This is a genomic window from Bacillus sp. sid0103, from assembly GCF_019219025.1.
This window is the reverse complement of sequence record NZ_JAHUWN010000032.1, coordinates 37,513-61,297: the sequence shown is the minus strand read 5'-3', so window position 1 is coordinate 61,297 and position 23,785 is coordinate 37,513. Positions and strand designations below refer to the sequence as shown.

Here is a 23,785-nt window from a genome sequence, read left to right as displayed (position 1 = left end):
GGGTATCTTCATTTTTTGTATAAGTTAAAGAAGCAATATAAACATTTTGATTAGTGAATAACATAAAAATATATTATTCGTAAATTATCAGTAACTGAAATTATATCGCAAGAAGCATGTTCAACCCAGGACTCATTTAATAAACATTCCTTATTATTAAAAGGCTGATACCATATACAGTTCCTTACTTGGAATCACTCTTCTATCCCAGGCTCCTATTTACATTCTAATATCCCTCATCTACCAGCTGTTTTGCTTCAAAATACAACACCTGAATAAACTTCTTGGCATTAATCCGCGTATGCGTTGATGAAATTAAAGATGCTTGTTTCAATTCCGTCATTCGTTGACGCACTGTTGTAAAATCAAAAAACTTCGACGCGTAATTCTCAAATTTCTGATTCGCAAAATCAGCGAGGCCAAGAGATGCCAAATGGTTCAATGATTGGTAAATTGCTCGGCGAACACGCTGTTCTGACGCTTTTCTCTCCCTGTCAACCTCATCTTGCGAAGCGACCGTTCCTAATTTTTTCAAACTGATATGGGTGAAGATATCCTTTAAAATAGGAAATCCCGTCTCAAATGCTAGTTTTGTCTCATAATGGAATAAATAATCGATGATTTCCAGCAAGTCCTTGCTTCCATTTTCACCGGCTATGCCGAGTTCGGATAAAAGAACTTGCCCCCAATCTGTAATTTTCTTTTCCTCGGAGGAAGACTTTTGTTCCTTGGCGGAATTCAAATCAAATACATTGCTGAGTGATTTTTGAATGTCTTGTATAGACCGCTCCAAACGAATGTGTTCCATGACCTTCTGTACAACCGATAATACTTCATTTCTGTTCAGCGGCTTCGTGATGTAATATTCGATTCCAAGTGAATAAGCCTCCCCGATCAGTTCTTTTGATTCCACTTGGGAAATCATAATAATTTTCCCTTTAAATGACGGCGCAATGCGACGAATGGTTTCAATTCCGTCCCGGATCGGCATCAGTAAATCAATGAATAAAATATCGACATGCTTCATTGCCAGCGTATGTGCATCTAGGAAAGAACCATCATCCTCTTCCCCTACAACGTCACCCAATTCTTCATCCTCTATAATTTGTGACAGCATAGATCGAAAGACTTCATCATCATCCGTAATATAAAAAAACATAAACTCACCCTTTCTCGGCAAGACAGAGGATCGGCAGCCGGATAATGAAAATGCATCCTTCCCCACTCGTTTGGAGCGTTACCTCGCCTCCCAATTCCTCTGACATTTCTTTTATATAAGATAGCCCGATTCCCGTGGACGGTGTTCCATCTTCTCCATATTTAGAGGTAAACCCCGGTTTAAAAATGAGATGTTTATATTTTGAAGGAACGCCCGGACCGTCGTCAATCACTTTACACTCGATCCAATTTTCCTCTTTATCTATTGAAACGGTGATTGTGCCTGTATTCTCAATCGCTTCCACTGCGTTCGCGACTAAATTGTTGATAAAAGACAGTATAAGGTAAATGTGATAATTCGGATGCTCTCCCCTAATCTGCGAAACAAATTCAATTTTCTTCCCTAACAGCGCTGCATATTGCTGATTGATTCGAACTATTATGTACGCTAATTCATGTACATTCATATATTCCGGCAGACTTTCGCTTGAAATGAGCTTTGAAAGGCCCGCAAAGATTCTTTGGTTATCCTTTTTTATTTCATGCACCTCTCCGGCTATCCGTAAAGCTTTTTTTCCCCAATTTTCAATTGGAAGTCCTTGGTCTTTTTTAAAATCAATCATGTTTCGATATAGATTGTAGGATTCTTTTGTGATGGTTTCTGCATTTTGTAGCGTCTTTTTCAAATAAACAGACTCTACATACAAATTGGAAAGGTGCATGAGCATATTCTCATTCTCCCTCCGGGTTTGCGATTCTTTCAGTCGTAGTTCGTACAGCTTCATCATATTGATGAAGGCCAAAACAAAAAAGCTTCGAAACACCGCGATAATAATTATTTTATTCAATGCCCCTATCGTCACAGCCGTTCCCAATACAAAAAGATGAAAAAGCATTAACTCAATAAGACTAGATGTGATTTCAATTGTAATACCGAAACATCCAATCAGCAAAGGATGTTGAAAACGATTCACCCTCATCAAATAAAACAGGAAGGCATATGTAAAATAGTAGAAGAACGTCGGATACCGTTCGGTAAGAGATACTGCCAGGCTAAAGTCTGCCGACACCATCCAATCCAATAAAACACGGAACGCCGAAACTGACGTTCCTACTAACAGCCCCATGACAACTGGTGAAATTTTACGAAAGAACAATAAAGAAAAGAAGAAAATAGGTGTTCCGAAACTTACACGAAATACATTATCGAATGGATGAAAGTTCAATTCACCCGCGATTGGTACTATAACCATAAGAGCAATAACGATCCAGAAATCTTTGCTTTGCAGTTGATCCGCTCTCAAATCCGCCACTTCCTGATTTTTGCTACTAACAAACCGCCGCCTTGTAGTTATAAACACAATTGCCCCCCATACACTACTAGTTATATATGAAAATACAGCTTGTTTATCAAAACAAGCTGTATTTTCGCCCATTATACCATAACAGTTTCCTTTGCCGCTTTTATAGGCCGATACACCGGTTCCCACATTGCGTTTCGAACTGCTTGCTTAATATCGTCATGTTTTATTCGTGCGACACCATCGGCAACAGCCGCCTTTGCCACTTCTATCGCGACAATTTCTGAAATGGCACGAAGATTCTCAATCTGCGGAAGTAAAGGCGCACCCGGCTTGCTTACATCGATCATGCCCGCCACAGCTTCTGCTGCCGCAGCAAACATGCCGTCAGTGATGATACTTGCACGGGACACGTTCGTTCCAAGTCCAAGCCCCGGAAAAATAAGAGCGTTATTGGATTGTCCGATAACATATACTGTTTTGTTATATGCTACAGGAGAAAACGGACTTCCTGTTGCTACTAGGGCTCTTCCCTCAGTCCAATGGATTAGATCAGCAGGCTTTGCTTCCGCAAGGGGAGTCGGATTGGACATAGGCAAAATTACCGGTCTTTCAACGTGAGCTGCCATGTCTTTCACAATATCCTCGGTGAATGCCCCCGCCACAGTTGAAGTTCCGATCAAAATAGTTGGATGTACTTGACGAACGACTTCAGCTAAGCCCAATCCTGCATTGTTTTCTTCAGCAGGACGCGCATATGGGCGCTGGAAGTCGTACAATTCTTCCATATCATCTTCCAGTAAACCATTCCGGTCAATGCACCAAAATCTGCGGTTCGCCGATTCCCATGAAAGCCCCTCGCGTACCATGGCATCTCGCACCTGATCAGCAATTCCAATACCGGCTGTACCCGCCCCGAATATGACAACACGATGCTCACTGAGCGGAATATCGGAAGCGCGCACTGCCGCCAGCACAGCAGCAAGCGATACGGCTCCTGTGCCTTGTATATCGTCATTAAATGTACACACATTATCTCGATACTTGTCTAAAATGCTTCGCGCATTATGGGAGCTGAAATCCTCCCAATGGAGCAAGGCATTAGGAAACATTCTCGCCGCCGTACTTACAAACTGCTCAATGAATGCATCATACTGTCCATACCGAACACGGGGATGGCAATTTCCGATGTAGAACGGGTTGTCCAGAAGCTCATCACGATCTGTGCCTACATCTAAAATTACAGGCATGACACGTGCGGGATCGATTCCTGCAGCGGCTGTATAAACGGCTAATTTACCAATCGCGATATTAATACCGCCAACACCCCAGTCACCGATTCCTAAAATGCCTTCCCCATCGGTAACAACGATTAAATCGATATCTTCCGCACTCGCCCCGAAGTTTTCAAATGCTTGTTCAATGCCGTTTGCATCAATAATAGATAAATACACCCCGCGCGGTCGGCGGTATTCGATGCTGTAACGCTGGATTGCTAACCCGACTGTCGGTGTATATATGATCGGAAGCATTTCTGGTAGATGGTCCGTCAGCACTCGGTAAAACAATACCTCGTTTCGGTCATGCAGTGCCGATAACGCAACATTTTTATGCAAATCGTTCGGCTGCGAGGAGAATTGTTCATAAGCGCGGCGTGCCTGCTCATCGAGCGTCAGTACTGCCGGCGGCAATAATCCTGTTAAATCCAGCTCCTGTCTCTCCTCCTCAGTGAATGCAACCCCCTTATTCAACAACGGTATAGCCATTAATTCCGCACCTCGTAAGGCAGTTTCCACATCCCCATTCGGACCAACCTTGAATTTATACATATAATCCCTTCCTTTTCCAATCAACTTCTGCTATTGATTCTCAATAAAAATAAGGCAGCCGGCTCGTTCAGGCGCAGAACCAGAGGTTCTTCTCCCTAAAAAGCGCCTTTTGTTTTTTTGTGGTGGAGGGTTCTCTGGTAGCAGCGCCTTGCCGGCGAAGTTTTATCCCTTATGACAAGCAAAAAAGGGCCGCTCCGCCCTCCTTTGCTTGTCATGTACAAGTTTACTGTCTATCTAAAAGAACTGCACCTGCGATACCTGGGTGAGTCATTTCATAAGGATCCAAAATTAGATCGAGCTCTTCTTCTGATAATACGTCATATTTCAAGCATAATTCGCGAATCGGCTGACCGGTTAAAATCGCTTCTCTCGCTATACGTGCAGCAACCTCATAGCCGATATGCGGATTTACCGCCGTAATAATGCCTGCACTCTTTTCTACATATTCCTTCATTCTTTCTTCATTTGCTTCAATTCCCTTTAAACAATAGTCTGTAAATGCACGAAATGCATTATTCATAATACTGATGGATTGAAGTAAATTAAATACGAGAACAGGCTCCATAACATTCAGTTCCAGCTGCCCTGCTTCAGATGCAAGACAAATCGTATGGTCGTTTCCAATAACTTGGAACGCAACTTGATTAATGACCTCAGCCATTACAGGGTTGACTTTCCCCGGCATAATGGAAGAACCAGGCTGACGGGAAGGCAATGTTATCTCGCCTAATCCCGTGCGAGGACCGGAGGCCATCAATCTCAAATCATTGGCAATTTTGGACATGTTCATCATGCATACTTTAAGTGCTGCCGATACTTCCGTGTAAACATCTGTGTTTTGGGTTGCATCCACAAGGTGCTCAGCGCCCACAAGCGATAAGCCGCTAATATCGGCAAGATGCTCTACTACACGCTCAATATAGCGAGGGTCTGCGTTCAAGCCCGTTCCCACTGCCGTAGCGCCCATGTTCACCTCATATAAATGCTGGCGTGATTGTTTGATGCGCTTGATATCGCGGGCAATTACGCGGGAGTATGCTTCAAACTCTTGACCTAATCGAATCGGTACAGCATCCTGCAGATGAGTACGGCCCATTTTGATGACCCGGTCAAATTCCTTTGCTTTTTGCTCGAATACGCCATGCATAGATTCCATTGTGTCTAATAATTTTTCTAACATATTCAATGTTGCGATGTGAATCGCAGTCGGAAAAGCATCATTCGTAGACTGTGCCATATTCACATGGCTGTTCGGACTAATATGAAAGTAGTCTCCTCTTTCTTTTCCGATTAATTCAAGCGCACGATTGGCAATGACCTCATTCGCATTCATGTTCATTGATGTACCTGCGCCGCCTTGAATCGGGTCGACAATGAAATGATCATGCCACTTGCCGTCGATGATTTCTTGAGCAGCCTCTATTATGGCTTTGCCTGCCCCTTCATACAGACGCTTTGTTTCCATATTGGCAAGAGCAGCCGCTTTCTTGACAATGGCCAAAGCTTTAATTAGTTCTTCATGAATTATATATCCTGTAATAGGAAAGTTCTCGACAGCGCGCAATGTTTGGATGCCGTAATAGGCATTTACAGGCACCTCTTTTTCCCCTAAAAAATCCTTTTCAATCCGAACGTTTGCTTTTATTTCAGTTACTGTCATTACATTCTCCTCCTATCCCTTTATGCAGCCTTTGTTTCTTTAACAGAATCCAAATAGTCCTGAGCTTTTTCTTTATCAAATTCGCCCTCCCATTTCGCCATTGAGATGGCAGCCAATGAGTTTCCTAAAACGTTTACAGCCGAGCGAATCATATCTAAAATACGATCGATGCCAGCAATCAAAGCAATTCCCTCTAACGGTAATCCCATAGAGCCGAGTGTCGCCAGCACAACGACAAACGATGCACCTGGGACGCCTGCCATACCTTTTGAAGTCATCATAAGTACAAATAACAATGTAATTTGCTCCATCAACGACATGTGTATGTTATACATTTGCGCAACAAATAGCGAAGCAAGCGCTTGATAAATTGCTGATCCTGTCAGATTGAATGTGTATCCTGTCGGAATGACGAAAGAAACAATCGCCTTCGGACAACCGAATTGCTCCATCTTTTTCATGATGTTCGGGAGAACTGCCTCAGAACTCGCTGTTGTAAAAGAAATGATAAGTTCTTCCTTTAAAATCTTAATAAGTGTAAAAATATTTGTTCCTGTCATTTTCGCGTTTATACCTAAAATCACAATAGCGAAAAACAATACAGTTACATACACAGCCAATACAAGCTTTCCAAGCGGAAGCAATGTGCTCACTCCGAAATGGGCCACCGTCACCGCAATAAGAGCGAATACTCCAAACGGAGCAGCCTTCATTACTTGATTTGTTACCCAAAACATTGCTTCTAATACACCTTCAAAGAATTGAAGCACCGGCTTTCCTTTGTCCCCGATTGCCGCGACCCCTAGGCCGAATAGAACACTGAAGAAAATAATCGGCAATAGATCCCCTTGCGCCATTGATTCAAACACATTTTTTGGAACGATGTGAACGATTGTTTCCGCAAAGCCTTTGTTTTGTGTAGCGCTTGCTGTTTGTTCGTATGCTGAGATATCTCCTTTTGCCAGATGGCTCATATCTACACCAGAACCTGGATGGAACACATTTGCAGCCAGCAATCCAATCCCGAGTGCAATCGTTGTAATGATTTCAAAATAAAGAATCGTCTTGCCGCCAAGCTTACCTAATTTTTTTATATCACCTACACCCGCCACCGCAACAACAAGTGCGGCTATTACAATCGGCATAACGATCATTTTAATTAAATGAATGAAAATATCACCGATTGGCGCAATGTAGGCAATTGCTGTATTGTTCCCATAGGTAGCAGCCCCAACCACTATACCTAAAATAAGTGCAATAAAAATTTGCGCAGCTAATCCAAATTTTTTCATGTCCATCCCCCTTGTTAACGCTTTCAATTTAGAATACTTAAGTAAGTTTATAAGCAAAACAACAAAACCCTACAAAAATCTACAAAACGATTAAAAAAATTTTTAAAAGAAAAAACCGCTACGAGAATCCAAGGTACCTTGAACTATGATTAGTGGTAGGAAATATTTTCGTGGTCAAAAGCTATTTGTAGACAGAACAAAAGGTGCATGCGCCCATTTAGCGCCATATGGGCTGGAGCGCTCCAACTAAGATAAAGGAAACACGGAGCTCAAGTCGATTGATGTTGACTTATGTAGGGCGGAGAGCGAAGTACACTAGCGCTGGACGCTGGAGCTGGATTCAGAGAACTATTTCAATTTATTCACAATTAATTATTTTATAATTTCCTATACAAAAAAAGACCCCAAACCAAAGGTTTGAGAGTCTTTGAAACGTAAAAATTAACGTTTTGAGAACTGAGGCGCACGACGAGCACCTTTAAGACCGTATTTTTTACGTTCTTTCATACGTGCATCACGAGTTAATAATCCAGCGCGCTTTAATGTTGGACGGAATTCAGGGTCAGCTTGTAGTAATGCGCGAGCAATACCGTGGCGGATTGCGCCAGCTTGACCAGTGTATCCACCGCCGCTTACGTTTACAAGAACATCGTAGCTTCCTACAGTTTCAGTAGCTACTAATGGTTGTCTTACAACAACACGTAAAGCTTCAAATGGGATATAATCTTCGATTTCACGACCATTAACAATAATTTTACCTGTGCCTGGTACTAAACGCACACGTGCGACAGAACTCTTACGGCGACCTGTACCGATATATTGAACTTGTGCCAAGTTAATTCCCTCCCTCTTTATTAACCGCGAAGTTCGTAAACTTCAGGTTGTTGTGCTTGGTGCGGATGTTCGCTGCCAGCATATACATGTAATTTTTTAAACATTTGACGGCCAAGAGAATTCTTTGGAAGCATACCTTTAACAGCAAGCTCGATCATTTTCTCAGCATAGTTAGTACGCATTTCTAGAGCTGTTCTTTGCTTTAAACCACCTGGGTGATTTGTGTGACGGTAGTAAATTTTGTCAGTTAATTTCTTACCAGTAAGTTCTACTTTAGAAGCGTTAAGAATGATTACATTATCACCAGTGTCAACATGTGGTGTAAAAGTTGGTTTGTTTTTACCACGTAAAATTGATGCTACTTCAGAAGCAAGACGTCCAAGAGTTTTGCCCTCTGCATCAATTACGTACCATTTACGCTCGATAGTGTTGGCATTTGCCATAAACGTTGTACGCATGAGTTTCCCTCCTAATTTAAATCCATAAAGATTATTGTTTTCGCACTTTTAAAGTAATTAGAGTTCGATTCTGTTCCGGGAATGAACATCTAATACCCTTGTGCGGCTAAGTTTGTATTCATATATTTTCAATCACGATGAAGACTTTCCGGGGCTTTATCGTGGGATTAAAAACACGCACATATAATATAATAAGTTCTACGGGCCGATATGTCAAGAAAATGTTACACCAGGTAAAGTTGTTTAAGTAATTTTATTCATAAAATACTTCCCAAAGGTATAATCCGTGACCAGGAGCTGTTTTTCCGGACAGTGTCCGGTCTTTATGCGCCAATATTATCGGGATGTCCTCTGGGCTTCGTTCACCTGATCCGACCTCTAATAAAGTTCCTACCAAAATGCGAACCATATTATACAAAAAACCATTTCCCACAAAGCGGATCGTTAAACGTTGATTCTCGCGAGTAAAATCAATCGCTTTAATCGTTCGAACCTTATCTTCTACTTCTGTCTTTGCCGCACAAAAACTAGTAAAGTCATGGGTACCTAGGAAAAATTTACTTGCCCGTTCCATCGCGTTCAAATTTAAAACGTATGGATACTGGTATGCAAAATTCCGCTGAAAAGGATCCCGTTTTGAAGATAAATGAAGCACATAGCGGTATTCCTTCCCTTTCGCATCAAAGCGCGCGTGAAACGAATCATCCTCCAAAACAACTGAAAGAACTGAAATATCTTCAGGAAGCAGAGAATTCAACGCTCGTCCCCATTTTTCTTCCGGAATTTGGAGCGGTGAATCAAAATGAATCACCTGTCCTTTAGCGTGGACACCCGCATCCGTGCGTCCAGAAGCGAAGACCTTCACCGCTTCGCCTTTATGCATTTTTGTTAAAACAGACTCTAATACCGACTGTACAGTCCGCTTATTAGGTTGGACCTGATAGCCGGAAAAGCCAGAGCCGTCATAGGAAATGATACATTTATACCTTGGCATGGTTTCGCTCCATTATGAACGTAATAATAATAAAAGAATCGTGATAAGGACTAAGAGAACCATCTGCAGGGAATCTGTCATCTTCCAGGTTAATTCCCGGTACTTTGTTCTTCCTTCCCCGCCTTGATAGCCTCTTGCTTCCATCGCAATAGCCAGTTCCTCAGCCCGTTTAAACGAGCTGACAAACAAGGGGATCAGGAGTGGAATAACGGCTTTGATTCGTTCTTTAAACGGTCCGCTTGCAAACTCTACCCCTCTGGCAATTTGCGCCTTCATAATCTTATCTGTTTCCTGCATTAGTGTAGGAATAAATCGTAATGATATTGACATCATTAACGCCATCTCGTGGACAGGGAAACGTACCTTTTTTAAAGGATGTAACAGTGTTTCCAGACCATCTGTGATTTCAATGGGAGTAGTCGTCAACGTCAACAGCGACGTCATTAGGATTAAGAAAAAGAATCGTAAAGAAATAAAAATCCCCTGTCTGACCCCTTCTTCATAAATCTTTACCGGTCCCAGTTCATATAAAAGAGTACCCTCTTTTGTAAAAAACAATTGAAGAACTAATGTAAAAAGAACAAGCCAGATCACCGGCTTTAGTCCAACATACAAGAAGCGAACTGGGACACGTGACAATCCGAGCATCAAAAAAGTATAAATGCCAATAAGTGCATAGGTAACCACATTATTTGCTAGAAAGATAATACAGACAAATAGAAAAATCATAATTAATTTGGAACGGGGATCCATCTTATGAATAACCGAATCAGCAGGGACATAGCGGCCAAAAATCATTTTATCCATCATAAGCGAACACCTCTACCTAACACTTTAGTGACAGCAGTAGACAATTCGTCGATGGTTAGGTGAATTTTTTCTAATTTAATGCCTAATTTGTCCTCTAGCATCAGTTGAAAACGAACAACTTCCGGAACATCAAGACCCATTTCAACGAGTTCGACGGTCGCAGAGAAGATCTCTTCGGGTGTTCCTTTTTTAACGACCTTCCCCTGCTGCATAATGACAATCTGGTCTGCATATCTTGCAGCATCCTCCATACTATGCGTTACCAGAATAGTAGACAGCTTTCTTTCTTGATGAAGGGAGTAAAACATATCCATAACTTCTTTACGGCCTCTCGGGTCTAACCCTGCGGTAGGCTCGTCAAGGACAATGACATCAGGTTCCATTGCGAGAACACCAGCAATGGCCACGCGACGCATTTGTCCTCCAGAGAGATCAAAGGGAGATTTTTCAAGAATTTCTTCCCCTAATCCCACTTGTTTAAGGGCAATACGTGCTCGTTCCTTTGCTTCACTTTCAGAAACACCAAAATTCATCGGCCCAAAAATAATGTCCTTTTCAACTGTTTCTTCAAACAATTGATGTTCTGGAAATTGAAAAACAATCCCAACCCGTTGGCGAATCTTCTTCAAATTTTTATTTTTTTGTGAGGCTTTAATTTCATGTTCCCCAATCGTAACTGATCCTTTTGTAGGTTGCAGTAGTACATTTAGATGCTGCAAGACGGTTGACTTTCCTGATCCAGTATGGCCAATAATAGCCATGTACACGCCTGTTGGAATGTCGATGGATACGTCCTCGATGGCTAATCGTTCAAAAGGCGTATTTACTTGATAACGATAATCTACATGCTTGAGCGAGATGTCCATAATTCTGTCACCAACTCTTCTTCCGATAAATAGTGTCTCGATAGTTGAATACCCTTATCCCGAAATGCTTTGGTCATTTTTACTGAAAAGGGAATATCTAAGCCTAATTGAACTAATTGTTCATCCATCGAGAATATTTCTTCAGGTATTCCTTCACGGAAGACTTCCCCTTTGTTCATCACAATAATCCGATCAGCTTTAGCTGCCTCTTCTAAGTCATGCGTAATTGAAATCACCGTTAACGATTTCTCTGCTTTTAATAATCGAACCGTCTCCAATACCTCTTCCCGACCCCTAGGATCAAGCATAGATGTAGCCTCATCAAGAATGATTATGGACGGTCGTAAGGCAAGGATACCTGCGATTGCAACACGTTGTTTCTGGCCTCCAGAGAGATGATGGGGCTCTTGATGCAGAAACTTATCCATCTTAACCCTCTTTAACGAATCCTCGACTCTTATCACCATTACGTCTCTAGGAATACCGTTATTTTCTAAACCAAAAGCCACATCATCCTGTACAGTCGTACCTACAAACTGGTTATCAGGATTTTGAAAAACCATCCCAATTTTTTTGCGGATATCCCAAATTGATTCCTCGTCAAGCTTGATGCCACAAACAGTAATTTGACCACTTTGAGGAAAATGAAGGCCATTTAATAGTTTTGCCATCGTTGATTTACCCGAACCATTATGTCCAACAATAGCCAGCCATTCCCCATCATAAATATCAAAAGAAACATTATGGAGAGCATAGCGTTCTTGATCGTCGTATTGAAAAGATATTCCTTCAAGAGATACAATTGCCTTTTTCATCAGGGTCACCCTCCTCTCAGCTAAACTATTCTCTGCTCTATTTTTTTACATATAAAAAAAAGCCTGCACCTCGTCCCCGGGCAGCAACGTCACAACTGCAAGTAAGGGATTTCATTAAAGAAATGGGAGGAGGTGCATGAGCTAGACGAGTCATAAATTATTCACGCATCCTATCAATGCGGCAGAATAAAAGATTGATGATATCCGTCAACAGAAAGGAGACTGATCATTCCACCAACTTTATCCATTCTCCAACAAGTTGGAGTTACGCTCATCATAACACTCTTTTGGGCTTGGGTCTAACATGATATAAAATTATATTACAGAAAAAGGGCAAAGAACAAGTTTGTTACAAAACTGTCCAGCGCCCTTGTTGTCTGTTAATAGCTATTAAACTAACTCGATAATAACCATTGGTGCACCGTCACCGCGGCGTGGTCCAAGTTTCATAATACGAGTATATCCACCTTGACGCTCTTGGTAACGTGGAGCGATATCAGCGAAAAGTTTTTGTAATGCGCTTGTATTGTTTTCAGCATCAGCAACTTCGTTACGTACATATGAAGCAGCTTGACGACGAGCATGTAAATCACCGCGTTTACCTAAAGTGATCATTTTTTCAACAGTCACACGAATTTCTTTCGCACGAGTTTCTGTTGTTTCAATGCGCTCGTTGATAATTAAATCTGTAGTTAAATCACGTAGCATAGCTTTACGCTGTGCACTTGTGCGTCCTAACTTTCTGTATGCCATGAAGGGTTCCCTCCTTTGTTGAAGTCATAAGTCGGATTAATAACCTAACGATTGACTAGTCGTCTTTACGTAAGCCTAATCCAAGCTCTTCTAGTTTTGCCTTCACTTCTTCAAGTGATTTGCGGCCTAAGTTACGAACTTTCATCATATCTTCTTCAGTCTTATTAGCTAATTCCTGAACAGTGTTGATTCCAGCACGCTTTAAGCAGTTATAAGAACGAACAGAAAGATCGAGTTCTTCAATTGTCATTTCTAGAACTTTTTCTTTTTGGTCTTCTTCTTTTTCAATCATAATTTCAGCATTTTGAGCTTCATCAGTTAACCCAACGAAAATATTCAAATGCTCGGTCAAAATTTTCGAACCAAGAGCTATTGCTTCTTTTGGTCCTGTGCTTCCATCTGTCCAAACATCAATTGTCAACTTATCATAATTAGACATTTGACCTACTCGTGTATTTTCTACATGAAACATCACACGTGAAACAGGTGTAAAGATGGAATCGATTGGAATAACACCGATTGGTTGATCTTCTCTTTTGTTTTGAACAGCCGGTGTATAACCACGTCCACGTTTAGCTGTTAAACGCATGCGAAGATGTCCGTTTGAAGCTAATGTTGCAATATGAAGATCTGGATTTAACACTTCAACATCACTATCGTGAGTGATATTGCCAGCTAATACAGGTCCCTCACCTTGTACATCAAATTCAAGCGTCTTCTCTTCATCAGAGTAGATTTTTAGAGCTAATTTCTTAATGTTTAAAATGATGGATGTTACATCCTCTACGACGCCTTCAATTGTTGAGAACTCATGAAGTACCCCATCGATTTGAATCGATGTAACCGCGGCACCTGGGAGTGAAGATAATAGGATACGACGTAAGGAGTTACCCAAAGTGGTACCATATCCACGCTCAAGTGGCTCTACGATAAATTTGCCGTACTTGGCATCGTCGTTGATCTCAATCGTTTCGATTTTTGGTTTTTCTATTTCGATCATCATATAACCCTCCTTCAAAACGTCGAAACTTCAAATTAGCATGATTACTAACTAAAGTCCCCATGTATACGTTCCCGTTTTGTGCACAACAACTGGAATAACTCTTCTGTATGAGTGCAAAAATTTAATATCATATCCCATTATAGACATATGATACAAAAACTATACAGAAAAATTAAACACGACGACGTTTCGGTGGACGGCATCCATTATGAGGAACAGGTGTAACATCTTTGATTGCAGTTACTTCAAGACCAGCAGCTTGAAGAGCACGGATTGCAGCTTCACGTCCTGCACCAGGTCCTTTAACAGTAACTTCAAGAGTTTTCATACCATGTTCAATAGAAGTCTTAGCTGCAGTTTCAGCCGCCATTTGTGCAGCAAATGGTGTAGATTTACGAGAACCTCTAAATCCAAGTGCACCAGCACTTGACCATGAAATTGCATTACCATGTACATCAGTAATAGTTACAATCGTATTGTTAAAAGTTGAACGAATATGAGCAATACCAGATTCAATATTCTTTTTAACACGACGTTTACGTGTATTTGTTTTACGTGCCATTTAAATTACCTCCTTTGCCGATTACTTCTTCTTGTTCGCTACAGTCTTACGAGGACCTTTGCGAGTACGAGCGTTGTTTTTCGTATTTTGTCCACGAACTGGTAAACCACGACGATGACGTAATCCGCGGTAGCAGCCGATTTCCATTAAACGCTTAATGTTAAGAGAAATTTCACGGCGAAGGTCACCTTCAACTTTTAATTTGTCGATGATGTCACGGATTTTGTTTAATTCGTCTTCTGTTAAATCACGTACACGTGTATCTTCAGAAACACCAGCTTCTGCTAATACTTTTTGTGCAGTATTTTTACCAATTCCATAAATGTAAGTTAAAGAGATAACTACACGTTTTTCACGTGGAATATCTACACCAGCAATACGTGCCATATTAAAGCGCACCTCCTTCAAAATTAACCTTGTTTTTGTTTATGTTTAGGGTTTTCACAGATAACCATAACTTTTCCGCGTCTACGGATAACTTTACATTTTTCGCAGATCGGTTTAACAGATGGTCTTACTTTCATTATTATCCTAACCTCCTTAGTAGTACGGAGTGCAAGCATTATTTAAAGCGGTAAGTAATTCTTCCGCGTGTTAAGTCATATGGAGAAAGCTCAACAGTCACTTTGTCACCCGGAAGGATCCGAATGAAATGCATTCGTATTTTACCAGAAACATGCGCTAGCACGGTATGACCGTTTTCTAATTCTACCTTAAACATTGCATTTGGCAATGTTTCAATGACTTTACCTTCAATTTCAATTACATCATCTTTGGCCATCGATCTCGTCTCCCTTCTCAATTCAAAAAGTTTGAATGAAATAAAATACAACTCTTCTTATTCGTACACAAATAGCAACCTTATAATAGTAACATATTGTTGTTCTTCTGTCCGCAAGTAAATTCTACATATTTAGGAATAATTAATTCCACATGTAAGTCTTGCCCAACTCTCGGTTCTACATACTCCGTACAATAGAAAAGCGATTTGCTTTCACATACTTTTGAATCTTAGTGAAGAGATGGTCGAGAGTCGCTCGTACAGTTTTACTTATGGTCATTAATGTAAGTCCCCAAGTAATTGCTCAATATCAGTGAATACCTTGTTAATATCCTGCTGACCATCAAGCGTACGAAGATAACCTTTGTTTTCATAAAAATTTAATAATGGTTCTTGTTGTTTGATATTTACGTCCAAACGATTTTGAACGGTTTCTGCATTATCATCAGCTCTTTGGTATAACTCACCGCCGCAGCGATCGCATACACCCTCTTGTTTTGGAGGATTAAATACTAAATGATAGGTAGAACCACATTCTTTACAGATTCGACGTCCAGTCAAACGTTCCATTAATAATTCTTTATCAACAGTAATGTTAATGACATAGTCGATTTTTTTATCTAAATCAACTAATAGATTTTCCAACGCTTCTGCTTGAGGTACAGTTCTAGGGAAGCCATCTAAAAGAAACCCTTTTTGACAATCATCCTTGCTTAATCGTTCACGAACAATGCCGATTGTCACTTCATCAGGGACAAGTTCGCCTTGATCCATGAATGATTTCGCTTGTAAACCCAGTTCTGTTCCTTCTTTCATCGCTGTACGGAACATATCTCCAGTAGAGATATGAGGGATGCCGTATTGCTCGACGATTCTTTCAGCCTGCGTACCTTTACCAGCACCTGGAAGCCCCATTAATACTAAATTCACACGTGTTCCCCCCTCGTGCTTTAAATGGGTTTTAGGGAGCAGTGGCCCCTAAAACCTTTACTTTATAAAACCTTTATAATGACGTTTAACTAATTGCGCTTCAAGTTGTTTCATCGTATCTAGTGCAACACCGACAACGATTAACAAGCTTGTTCCACCAATTTGAGCTGATTGCGGAAGATTAGCTATTTTAATAAATAGCATTGGCAATACCGCAATCACAGTAAGGAAGATTGCACCAACGAAAGTTAAACGGTATAAGACACGCGTTAAGTATTCTTGCGTACTCTTTCCTGGACGAATACCAGGAATATAGCCGCTTTGCTTTTGCAAGTTCTCCGCTGCTTGTTCAGGGTTAACTTGAATAAATGCATAGAAATAAGTAAACGCGATAATTAGTGCAGCATATAACGTCATCCCGATCGGATGAGTATAGTCAAATACTTTCGTAATCCAAAGTGTTACATCATTCGTTGGAAAGAATGAAGCAACGGTTCTTGGAGTTACAATAAAAGACACAGCAAAGATTACAGGAATTACACCCGCAGCATTAACTTTTAATGGCATGTGAGTGGATTGTCCTCCAACTGGATTACGTCCTGCAACTACGCGTTTTGCATATTGAATAGGTATCTTACGATTTGCTTGTTGGATAAAGATAACCCCAACCACGATTGCAATAATAGCAAGTACGATTAGAATTACAGTAACAATACGTAAGAATAATGCTTCCCCTGCATTCTCAAACTGCTGTACATAAATTTGATTAATAGTGGATGGCATTCCTGCTACGATACCGGCGAAGATGATAATAGAAATTCCATTACCCACACCTTTTTCAGTAATCTGCTCACCTAACCACATTAAAAAAGAAGTACCAGCTGTTAAGACAACCGCAATCAAAAGATAAGTGCCAATTCCAGGATTTTCAATCAACTGGCCGTTTGCTAAGTTATTAAAACCATAGGACATACCCAAAGCCTGGATAAATCCAAGGATGATTGTAAAATAACGAGTAAATTGAGCGATCTTACGACGTCCTGATTCACCTTGCTTTGACCATTCTGTAAATTTAGGCACAACATCCATTTGTAAAAGTTGGATAATAATCGATGCAGTAATGTACGGCATGATACCCATTGCAAAGATGGAGAATTGTTTTAATGCTCCACCGCCAAAAGTATTTAAAATACCGAATACACTTAGTTTATCTTGATTAGCAAGAACATCAGCATTTACATTGGGTACTGGGATAAATGTACCTAAACGAAATACGACTAACATTAAAAGGGTGAATATGATCTTACGTCTTATCTCACCCACGCGCATAAAATTGGAGATTGTCTGGAACATTAGATCACCTCAGTGTTTCCACCAGCAGCTTCGATCGCTTCCTTAGCAGCAGAGGAGAATTTGTGAGCTTTTACAGTCAACTTTTTCTCTAGTGTCCCTTTTGCAAGAACCTTAATTCCTGCTTTTTCGTTACTTACAACGCCTGATTCGATAAGAAGTTCTGGAGTAACTTCTGTACCTTCAACAAAGCGGTTTAAAGCATCAAGATTTACAATTGCATATTCCTTACGGCTGATGTTTGTAAATCCACGTTTTGGTAAACGACGGTATAAAGGTGTTTGACCACCTTCAAAACCTAGACGTACACCGCCACCAGAACGAGCATTTTGACCTTTGTGACCTTTACCAGCAGTTTTACCTTGACCAGATCCGATACCACGACCTAAACGCTTGCGTTCTTTACGAGAACCTTCAGCAGGCTTTAATTCATGAAGTTTCATATTGGCACCTCCTTATGAAAGAAAACAATCAATTATTGTTCTTTTACTGTAACAAGGTGAGCAACTTTGGTAATCATACCGCGAATAGCAGCGTTATCTGCGTGCTCAACTGTTTGATTTAATTTACGTAATCCGAGAGCTTTAACTGTTTCGCGTTGATCGCCAGGGCGGCCGATCAAGCTGCGAGTGAGGGTAACTGATAGTTTATTCGCCATTTTATTTCCCCCCGTATCCTAACAGTTCTTCTACTGATTTACCACGTAGTTTTGCTACGTCTTCAGCACGTTTTAATTGTTTTAAACCGTCAATCGTAGCACGTACCATGTTAATTGGAGTGTTAGTTCCTAATGATTTAGAAAGGATATCAGCAACTCCGCCTAATTCTAGTACCGCACGAACTGGTCCACCAGCGATTACTCCTGTACCTTCAGAAGCAGGTTTTAGAAGGATCTCACCAGCACCAAAGCGTCCAATTACTTGGTGAGGAATGGTTGTTCCGACCATTGGTACTTCGACTAAGTTTTTCTTTGCATCTTCGATGGCTTTACGAATAGCATCAGGTACTTCTTGAGCTTTACCAGTACCGAAACCAACGTGACCGTTTTTATCGCCTACAACAACAAGGGCTGTGAAGCGGAAACGACGTCCACCTTTAACAACTTTCGCAACACGGTTAACCGTGACTACGCGTTCTTCTAGTTCAAGTTTGTTTGGATCAATACGACGCATCTTTTTGTGTCCCTCCTTTGTCTTTTAGAATTGTAAGCCGTTTTCACGGGCAGCATCAGCTAATGCTTGAATACGTCCATGGTATAGGTATCCGCCACGGTCAAAGACAATAGAAGTGATACCTTTTTCTACCGCACGTTTAGCGACTAATTCTCCGACCTTTTGTGCAGCTTCAACGTTGTTTGTAGACTCTAAACCAAAGTCTTTATCTAAAGTAGAAGCACTTGCTAAAGTTACTCCGTTAATGTCATCAATTACTTGAGCATAAATATGTTTGTTAGAACGAAACACATTTAGACGTGGACGAGCAGAAGTACCGCTAAGTTTCGCACGAACGCGAGCATGTCTTTTCTTGCGAGTAGCGTTTTTATCTTGCTTCGTAATCATTTACGTCACTCCTTTCGTTTACCTATGCGGCATTACTTACCAGTTTTACCTTCTTTACGACGAACAAATTCACCTTCATAACGAATTCCTTTGCCTTTATACGGCTCTGGAGGACGAACTCCGCGAATATTCGCTGCTAATGCACCAACACGTTCTTTGTCAGTACCTTTGATAAGGATTTTTGTATTTGCAGGAACTTCGATTTCAAGTCCCTCTTCAGCTTCGATCTCAACTGGATGAGAGTATCCTACGTTTAATACAAGTTTGTTACCTTGCTTTTGAGCACGGTATCCAACCCCGATTAATTCTAGGCCTCTAGTGAAGCCTGTAGATACACCTTCAACCATGTTCGCAAGCACGGCACGAGTTGTTCCATGTAATGCGCGGTGTTCTTTCACATCAGAAGGACGAGTGATTGAAACTTGGTTTTCTTCCACGTTGATAGTGATATCAGAGTGGAATGTACGAGTAAGTTCACCTTTAGGTCCTTTTACTGTAACAGTGTTGTTATTTAAAGTAACTGTTACTCCTGCTGGAATAACAATAGGTTTTTTTCCTACGCGAGACATTTAGTGCACCTCCATTCATTCAAAAGCTCAATTACCAAACGTAAGCTAATACTTCTCCGCCGATTTGTTTTGCACGAGCTTCTTTATCTGTAATAACACCTTGTGATGTTGATACTAATGCGATACCAAGACCGTTAAGAACGCGTGGTACCTCAGTTGATTTTGCGTAAACTCTAAGTCCAGGCTTGCTTATGCGCTTAAGACCAGTAATAACACGTTCGTTACTAGCACCGTATTTTAAGAAGATACGGATGATACCTTGTTTGTTGTCTTCGATAAATTCGACGTCACGTACGAAACCTTCGCGCTTTAAAATTTCAGCGATTTCTTTTTTCATATTAGAAGCAGGCACTTCTAACTTTTCGTGACGCACCATGTTCGCATTACGAATGCGAGTAAGCATATCAGCAATTGGATCTGTCATGACCATTATTTTTACCTCCTTCCCAGACTTGGGTTTTACCAGCTAGCTTTTTTGACACCAGGAATTTGTCCTTTGTATGCTAATTCACGGAAACAAATACGGCAAAGCTTAAATTTACGATATACAGAGTGTGGACGACCACAACGTTCGCAGCGTGTATACTCTTGTACTTTGAATTTAGGCGTGCGTTGTTGTTTCGCAATCATTGACTTTTTAGCCACGTTTTCGCCTCCCTTATTTAAGGATTACTTTTGGAATGGCATTCCAAATTGAGTTAAAAGTTCACGAGATTCTTCATCAGTTTTTGCAGTCGTTACGATAACGATATCCATACCACGAACTTTGCTTACTTTATCGTAATCAATTTCAGGGAAGATTAATTGTTCTTTGATACCTAAAGTGTAGTTACCGCGACCGTCGAAAGCCTTTTTAGAGATACCACGGAAGTCACGTACACGAGGTAATGAAACCGAAACTAATTTATCCAAGAATTCGTACATGCGTTCACCGCGAAGAGTAACCTTAGCACCGATCGGCATACCTTCACGAAGACGGAAGCCAGCGATAGATTTTTTCGCACGTGTAACGACAGGCTTTTGACCTGTGATTGTTGCAAGTTCTTCAACTGCGTTATCGAGTGCTTTTGCGTTTGCAACTGCGTCACCAACGCCCATATTCACGACGATTTTCTCAAGTTTAGGAACTTCCATAATTGATTTATAGTTGAACTTGCTCATAAGAGCAGGTGTAACTTCTTTTACAAATTTTTCTTTTAGGCGGTTCACTTATTGTACCTCCCTTCTTAATTTTAAACTATTTATCTAAAACTTCACCGGATTTTGCTACGCGTACTTTCTTGCCATCAACCGTTGTGGAACCTACACGAGTTGGGTTACCAGTTTTAGGATCGATAGGCATAACGTTTGATACATGAATAGGAGCCTCAAAGCTGATAATTCCGCCTTGTGGATTCACTTGAGAAGGTTTAGAGTGTTTTTTCACAATGTTAACACCTTCAACTAGTACACGGCTATCTTTAGGATAAGCAGCTAGGATCACACCTGTTTTGCCTTTATCCTTGCCAGAGATGACTTTTACTTTATCACCTTTTTTTACATGCATCTGTGCGCACCTCCTTAAAGGCAATTGATTTTAAAATTATAATACTTCTGGAGCAAGAGAAACGATTTTCATAAAGTTGTTGTCGCGAAGTTCGCGGGCAACTGGTCCGAAGATACGAGTTCCGCGTGGGCTCTTATCATCTTTGATAATTACACATGCGTTTTCATCAAAACGAATGTAAGAACCGTCTGGACGACGAGCACCGCTCTTTGTACGAACAATAACTGCTTTAACTACGTCACCTTTTTTGACAACGCCACCTGGTGTTGCTTGTTTTACTGTGCAGACGATAACATCACCAATACCAGCAAATTTGCGACCTGAACCACCAAGAACTTTAATCGTAAGTACCTCACGAGCACCAGAGTTGTCAGCAACTTTTAAACGTGATTCTTGTTGAATCATGTGTGTAACCTCCCTTCGGAATGAAGCTTAATCCGAACAATTAAATAATAACTGCTTTTTCTACAACTTCAACTAAACGGAAACGCTTAGTAGCTGAAAGCGGACGAGTTTCCATGATACGTACTACATCGCCAATTTTTGCTTCGTTTTGCTCATCATGAGCTTTATACTTTTTAGAATACTTAACGCGTTTACCATATAAAGAATGCTTTTTGTGTGTTTCAACAAGTACTGTAACTGTTTTGTCCATCTTGTCAGAAACAACGCGTCCTGTGTAAACTTTACGTTGGTTACGTTCACTCATTGTGTGAACCTCCCTTCAATAATCACTTGTTAACGCTGATTTCTCTTTCACGAACAACTGTTTTCATACGAGCGATCGCTTTACGTACTTCACGAATGCGAGCTGTGTTTTCAAGTTGTCCTGTCGCCAATTGAAAGCGAAGGTTGAAAAGTTCTTCTTTTAATGATTTTACTTTTTGTTCAATTTCAGCAGTGGTAAGGTCACGAAGTTCATTAGCTTTCATTTGATTCACCACCAATTTCTTCTCGTTTTACAAACTTACACTTTACAGGAAGTTTGTGCATTGCAAGTCGAAGTGCTTCACGAGCGATCTCTTCAGAAACACCAGCGATTTCGAACATGATTTTTCCAGGCTTAACAACAGCTACCCAACCTTCAGGTGCCCCTTTACCGGAACCCATCCGTACTTCTAGTGGTTTAGCAGTGTAAGGCTTGTGAGGGAAAATTTTAATCCAAACTTTACCGCCACGTTTCATGTAACGTGTCATCGCAATACGTGCTGCTTCGATTTGGCGATTCGTAATCCATGAAGCTTCTAGAGCTTGTAGGCCGAATTCACCGAATGTCACTTCTGTACCGCCTTTTGCGTTACCACGCATGTTACCACGGTGTTGACGGCGATATTTTACGCGTTTTGGCAATAACATATTATTTGCCTCCTTCCACGGTTTTCTTCTTAGTAGGAAGGACTTCTCCCTTATAGATCCATACTTTTACGCCTAGCTTACCATAAGTAGTATCGGCTTCAGCAGTAGCATAGTCGATATCAGCGCGAAGTGTATGAAGTGGAACAGTTCCTTCGCTGTAATGTTCAGCACGAGCGATATCTGCACCGCCAAGACGACCAGATACTTGTGTTTTGATACCTTTTGAACCAGCGCGCATAGCACGTTGAATAGCTTGCTTTTGTGCACGACGGAAAGATACACGGTTTTCTAATTGACGAGCGATATTTTCAGCAACTAATTTAGCATCAACGTCAGCTCTCTTGATTTCAAGGATGTTGATGTGAACTCGTTTGCCAGTTAATTGATTTAATGCTTTACGAAGTGCTTCGACTTCAGTACCGCCTTTACCAATAACCATACCAGGCTTAGCTGTATGCACTGTTACGTTTACACGGTTTGCAGCACGTTCGATTTCTACTTTAGAAACAGAAGCATCTTTTAAACGCTTCGTGATGTATTCACGAATTTTAAGGTCTTCGTGTAAAAGAGTAGCGAAGTCTTTGCCTGCGTACCATTTAGATTCCCAATCACGGATGATTCCAATACGCAAACCGACAGGATTTACTTTTTGACCCACAGCTTATCCCTCCTTCTTTTCTGATAATACGATTGTGATGTGGCTAGTGCGTTTGTTGATTTGGCTTGCACGGCCCATTGCGCGAGGACGGAAACGTTTTAAAGTTGGTCCTTCGTCAACAAATGCTTGTGCAACAACTAGATTGTTAACGTCCATTTCATAGTTGTGCTCAGCGTTTGCCATAGCTGATTTTAATACTTTTTCTACGATTGGAGAAGCAGCCTTAGGAGTGAGATTTAAAATCGCCACAGCTTCACCAACTTGCTTACCTCGGATTAAATCAACGACTAAACGTGCTTTACGAGGAGCAATACGAACTGTTCTTGCAACAGCTTTAGCTTGCATTTGGATGCCCTCCTCTCTTAACGTCTTGTTTTCTTGTCATCATTACCATGGCCCTTGTAAGCACGAGTTGGAGCAAACTCTCCAAGCTTGTGTCCTACCATGTCTTCAGTAACATATACAGGCACATGTTTGCGACCATCATAAACTGCGATAGTGTGGCCAATAAATTGTGGGAAGATCGTAGAACGACGTGACCAAGTTTTAATAACTTGTTTGCTTTCAGTTTCGTTCAACTTTTCTACCTTAACCATTAAATGATCATCAACAAATGGTCCTTTTTTTAAGCTGCGACCCATGAAGGAACCTCCCTTCGTGACTGTTCTACGGTTCTTTCTTTGAACCGTAGGAGAATCACG

General features: G+C 41.0%; 35 protein-coding genes. All 35 read right to left on the bottom strand.

Annotation, left to right across the window (positions count from 1 at the left end; genetic code table 11):
- Positions 1–226 precede the first annotated feature (226 nt).
- Positions 227–1,159: a response regulator gene (locus tag KW850_RS26940; protein ID WP_218350807.1), complete on the bottom strand. Its 933-nt coding sequence runs from the start codon at positions 1,157–1,159 to the stop codon at positions 227–229.
- 4 nt (positions 1,160–1,163) lie between these two features.
- A complete protein-coding gene (locus KW850_RS26935) occupies positions 1,164–2,462 on the bottom strand; it encodes an ATP-binding protein (RefSeq protein ID WP_256358478.1) in 1,299 nt (432 codons plus the stop codon).
- 131 nt (positions 2,463–2,593) lie between these two features.
- Complete coding sequence (locus tag KW850_RS26930; protein ID WP_256358474.1) at positions 2,594–4,288, bottom strand: NAD-dependent malic enzyme; 1,695 nt, start codon at positions 4,286–4,288, stop codon at positions 2,594–2,596.
- A gap of 223 nt (positions 4,289–4,511) precedes the next feature.
- Positions 4,512–5,948: an aspartate ammonia-lyase gene (gene aspA, locus KW850_RS26925; RefSeq protein ID WP_218350806.1), complete on the bottom strand. Its 1,437-nt coding sequence runs from the start codon at positions 5,946–5,948 to the stop codon at positions 4,512–4,514.
- Between the two features lie 20 nt (positions 5,949–5,968).
- On the bottom strand, positions 5,969–7,240 hold the full coding sequence (locus tag KW850_RS26920; RefSeq protein WP_218350805.1) for a cation:dicarboxylate symporter family transporter: 1,272 nt from the start codon (positions 7,238–7,240) through the stop codon (positions 5,969–5,971).
- Positions 7,241–7,681: 441 nt separating this feature from the next.
- Complete coding sequence (gene rpsI, locus KW850_RS26915; RefSeq protein WP_218350804.1) at positions 7,682–8,074, bottom strand: 30S ribosomal protein S9; 393 nt, start codon at positions 8,072–8,074, stop codon at positions 7,682–7,684.
- Positions 8,075–8,094: 20 nt separating this feature from the next.
- On the bottom strand, positions 8,095–8,532 hold the full coding sequence (gene rplM, locus KW850_RS26910) for a 50S ribosomal protein L13 (RefSeq protein ID WP_218350803.1): 438 nt from the start codon (positions 8,530–8,532) through the stop codon (positions 8,095–8,097).
- Between the two features lie 253 nt (positions 8,533–8,785).
- Positions 8,786–9,526, bottom strand: coding sequence for a tRNA pseudouridine(38-40) synthase TruA (gene truA, locus KW850_RS26905; protein ID WP_218350802.1), 741 nt, complete (start codon positions 9,524–9,526; stop codon positions 8,786–8,788).
- Positions 9,527–9,538: 12 nt separating this feature from the next.
- Complete coding sequence (locus KW850_RS26900; RefSeq protein WP_218350801.1) at positions 9,539–10,336, bottom strand: energy-coupling factor transporter transmembrane component T family protein; 798 nt, start codon at positions 10,334–10,336, stop codon at positions 9,539–9,541.
- Positions 10,333–11,202, bottom strand: coding sequence for an energy-coupling factor ABC transporter ATP-binding protein (locus KW850_RS26895; protein ID WP_218350800.1), 870 nt, complete (start codon positions 11,200–11,202; stop codon positions 10,333–10,335). Before KW850_RS26895 ends, KW850_RS26900 begins: the two co-directional genes overlap by 4 nt.
- Positions 11,178–12,017, bottom strand: coding sequence for an energy-coupling factor ABC transporter ATP-binding protein (locus tag KW850_RS26890; RefSeq protein ID WP_218350799.1), 840 nt, complete (start codon positions 12,015–12,017; stop codon positions 11,178–11,180). Before KW850_RS26890 ends, KW850_RS26895 begins: the two co-directional genes overlap by 25 nt.
- A gap of 390 nt (positions 12,018–12,407) precedes the next feature.
- Positions 12,408–12,770, bottom strand: a complete 363-nt coding sequence (rplQ, locus tag KW850_RS26885; RefSeq protein WP_024027884.1) for a 50S ribosomal protein L17 — start codon at positions 12,768–12,770, stop codon at positions 12,408–12,410.
- Between the two features lie 55 nt (positions 12,771–12,825).
- Complete coding sequence (locus tag KW850_RS26880) at positions 12,826–13,770, bottom strand: DNA-directed RNA polymerase subunit alpha (RefSeq protein WP_218350798.1); 945 nt, start codon at positions 13,768–13,770, stop codon at positions 12,826–12,828.
- A gap of 175 nt (positions 13,771–13,945) precedes the next feature.
- A complete protein-coding gene (gene rpsK, locus KW850_RS26875) occupies positions 13,946–14,335 on the bottom strand; it encodes a 30S ribosomal protein S11 (RefSeq protein WP_024027886.1) in 390 nt (129 codons plus the stop codon).
- Between the two features lie 21 nt (positions 14,336–14,356).
- A complete protein-coding gene (gene rpsM, locus KW850_RS26870) occupies positions 14,357–14,722 on the bottom strand; it encodes a 30S ribosomal protein S13 (protein ID WP_026565543.1) in 366 nt (121 codons plus the stop codon).
- A 23-nt stretch (positions 14,723–14,745) separates the two neighbouring features.
- Complete coding sequence (gene rpmJ, locus KW850_RS26865; RefSeq protein ID WP_000868344.1) at positions 14,746–14,859, bottom strand: 50S ribosomal protein L36; 114 nt, start codon at positions 14,857–14,859, stop codon at positions 14,746–14,748.
- 38 nt (positions 14,860–14,897) lie between these two features.
- Positions 14,898–15,116 (bottom strand): translation initiation factor IF-1, encoded by a 219-nt coding sequence (infA, locus tag KW850_RS26860; protein ID WP_007085268.1) that lies wholly within the window; start codon positions 15,114–15,116, stop codon positions 14,898–14,900.
- Between the two features lie 279 nt (positions 15,117–15,395).
- Positions 15,396–16,046, bottom strand: a complete 651-nt coding sequence (locus tag KW850_RS26855; RefSeq protein ID WP_218350797.1) for an adenylate kinase — start codon at positions 16,044–16,046, stop codon at positions 15,396–15,398.
- 57 nt (positions 16,047–16,103) lie between these two features.
- Positions 16,104–17,399 carry a preprotein translocase subunit SecY gene (gene secY, locus KW850_RS26850; protein WP_218350796.1) on the bottom strand — a complete coding sequence of 432 codons (1,296 nt, stop codon included), beginning with the start codon at positions 17,397–17,399 and terminating at the stop codon, positions 16,104–16,106.
- Positions 17,399–17,839: a 50S ribosomal protein L15 gene (rplO, locus tag KW850_RS26845; RefSeq protein WP_026565540.1), complete on the bottom strand. Its 441-nt coding sequence runs from the start codon at positions 17,837–17,839 to the stop codon at positions 17,399–17,401. Before rplO ends, secY begins: the two co-directional genes overlap by 1 nt.
- Before the next feature lie 32 nt (positions 17,840–17,871).
- Positions 17,872–18,054 (bottom strand): 50S ribosomal protein L30, encoded by a 183-nt coding sequence (rpmD, locus tag KW850_RS26840; protein ID WP_218350795.1) that lies wholly within the window; start codon positions 18,052–18,054, stop codon positions 17,872–17,874.
- Position 18,055: 1 nt separating this feature from the next.
- The gene (gene rpsE, locus KW850_RS26835; RefSeq protein ID WP_026565538.1) at positions 18,056–18,568 is read right to left on the bottom strand and encodes a 30S ribosomal protein S5; all 513 of its coding nucleotides are present in this window, start codon (positions 18,566–18,568) and stop codon (positions 18,056–18,058) included.
- A gap of 24 nt (positions 18,569–18,592) precedes the next feature.
- Positions 18,593–18,955, bottom strand: a complete 363-nt coding sequence (gene rplR, locus KW850_RS26830; protein ID WP_098573661.1) for a 50S ribosomal protein L18 — start codon at positions 18,953–18,955, stop codon at positions 18,593–18,595.
- A gap of 32 nt (positions 18,956–18,987) precedes the next feature.
- A complete protein-coding gene (rplF, locus tag KW850_RS26825; protein ID WP_218350794.1) occupies positions 18,988–19,524 on the bottom strand; it encodes a 50S ribosomal protein L6 in 537 nt (178 codons plus the stop codon).
- A 31-nt stretch (positions 19,525–19,555) separates the two neighbouring features.
- Entirely contained in the window at positions 19,556–19,954 is a 399-nt protein-coding gene (gene rpsH / locus KW850_RS26820) for a 30S ribosomal protein S8 (RefSeq protein ID WP_218350793.1), read from the bottom strand.
- A gap of 29 nt (positions 19,955–19,983) precedes the next feature.
- Positions 19,984–20,169, bottom strand: coding sequence for a 30S ribosomal protein S14 (gene rpsN, locus KW850_RS26815; protein ID WP_007085277.1), 186 nt, complete (start codon positions 20,167–20,169; stop codon positions 19,984–19,986).
- Positions 20,170–20,193: 24 nt separating this feature from the next.
- On the bottom strand, positions 20,194–20,733 hold the full coding sequence (gene rplE / locus KW850_RS26810; protein ID WP_218350792.1) for a 50S ribosomal protein L5: 540 nt from the start codon (positions 20,731–20,733) through the stop codon (positions 20,194–20,196).
- A gap of 28 nt (positions 20,734–20,761) precedes the next feature.
- Entirely contained in the window at positions 20,762–21,070 is a 309-nt protein-coding gene (gene rplX / locus KW850_RS26805) for a 50S ribosomal protein L24 (RefSeq protein ID WP_218350791.1), read from the bottom strand.
- Positions 21,071–21,106: 36 nt separating this feature from the next.
- Positions 21,107–21,475 (bottom strand): 50S ribosomal protein L14, encoded by a 369-nt coding sequence (rplN, locus tag KW850_RS26800; RefSeq protein ID WP_026565532.1) that lies wholly within the window; start codon positions 21,473–21,475, stop codon positions 21,107–21,109.
- A gap of 40 nt (positions 21,476–21,515) precedes the next feature.
- Positions 21,516–21,779 carry a 30S ribosomal protein S17 gene (gene rpsQ, locus KW850_RS26795; RefSeq protein ID WP_144555563.1) on the bottom strand — a complete coding sequence of 88 codons (264 nt, stop codon included), beginning with the start codon at positions 21,777–21,779 and terminating at the stop codon, positions 21,516–21,518.
- A gap of 22 nt (positions 21,780–21,801) precedes the next feature.
- Complete coding sequence (gene rpmC, locus KW850_RS26790; RefSeq protein ID WP_007085282.1) at positions 21,802–22,002, bottom strand: 50S ribosomal protein L29; 201 nt, start codon at positions 22,000–22,002, stop codon at positions 21,802–21,804.
- Positions 21,992–22,426, bottom strand: a complete 435-nt coding sequence (gene rplP, locus KW850_RS26785; protein WP_026565529.1) for a 50S ribosomal protein L16 — start codon at positions 22,424–22,426, stop codon at positions 21,992–21,994. Before rplP ends, rpmC begins: the two co-directional genes overlap by 11 nt.
- A gap of 1 nt (position 22,427) precedes the next feature.
- Positions 22,428–23,084, bottom strand: coding sequence for a 30S ribosomal protein S3 (rpsC, locus tag KW850_RS26780; RefSeq protein ID WP_218350790.1), 657 nt, complete (start codon positions 23,082–23,084; stop codon positions 22,428–22,430).
- A 3-nt stretch (positions 23,085–23,087) separates the two neighbouring features.
- Positions 23,088–23,429 carry a 50S ribosomal protein L22 gene (gene rplV / locus KW850_RS26775; protein ID WP_042453964.1) on the bottom strand — a complete coding sequence of 114 codons (342 nt, stop codon included), beginning with the start codon at positions 23,427–23,429 and terminating at the stop codon, positions 23,088–23,090.
- A gap of 17 nt (positions 23,430–23,446) precedes the next feature.
- Positions 23,447–23,725, bottom strand: coding sequence for a 30S ribosomal protein S19 (gene rpsS / locus KW850_RS26770; protein WP_026565526.1), 279 nt, complete (start codon positions 23,723–23,725; stop codon positions 23,447–23,449).
- Positions 23,726–23,785 lie beyond the last annotated feature (60 nt).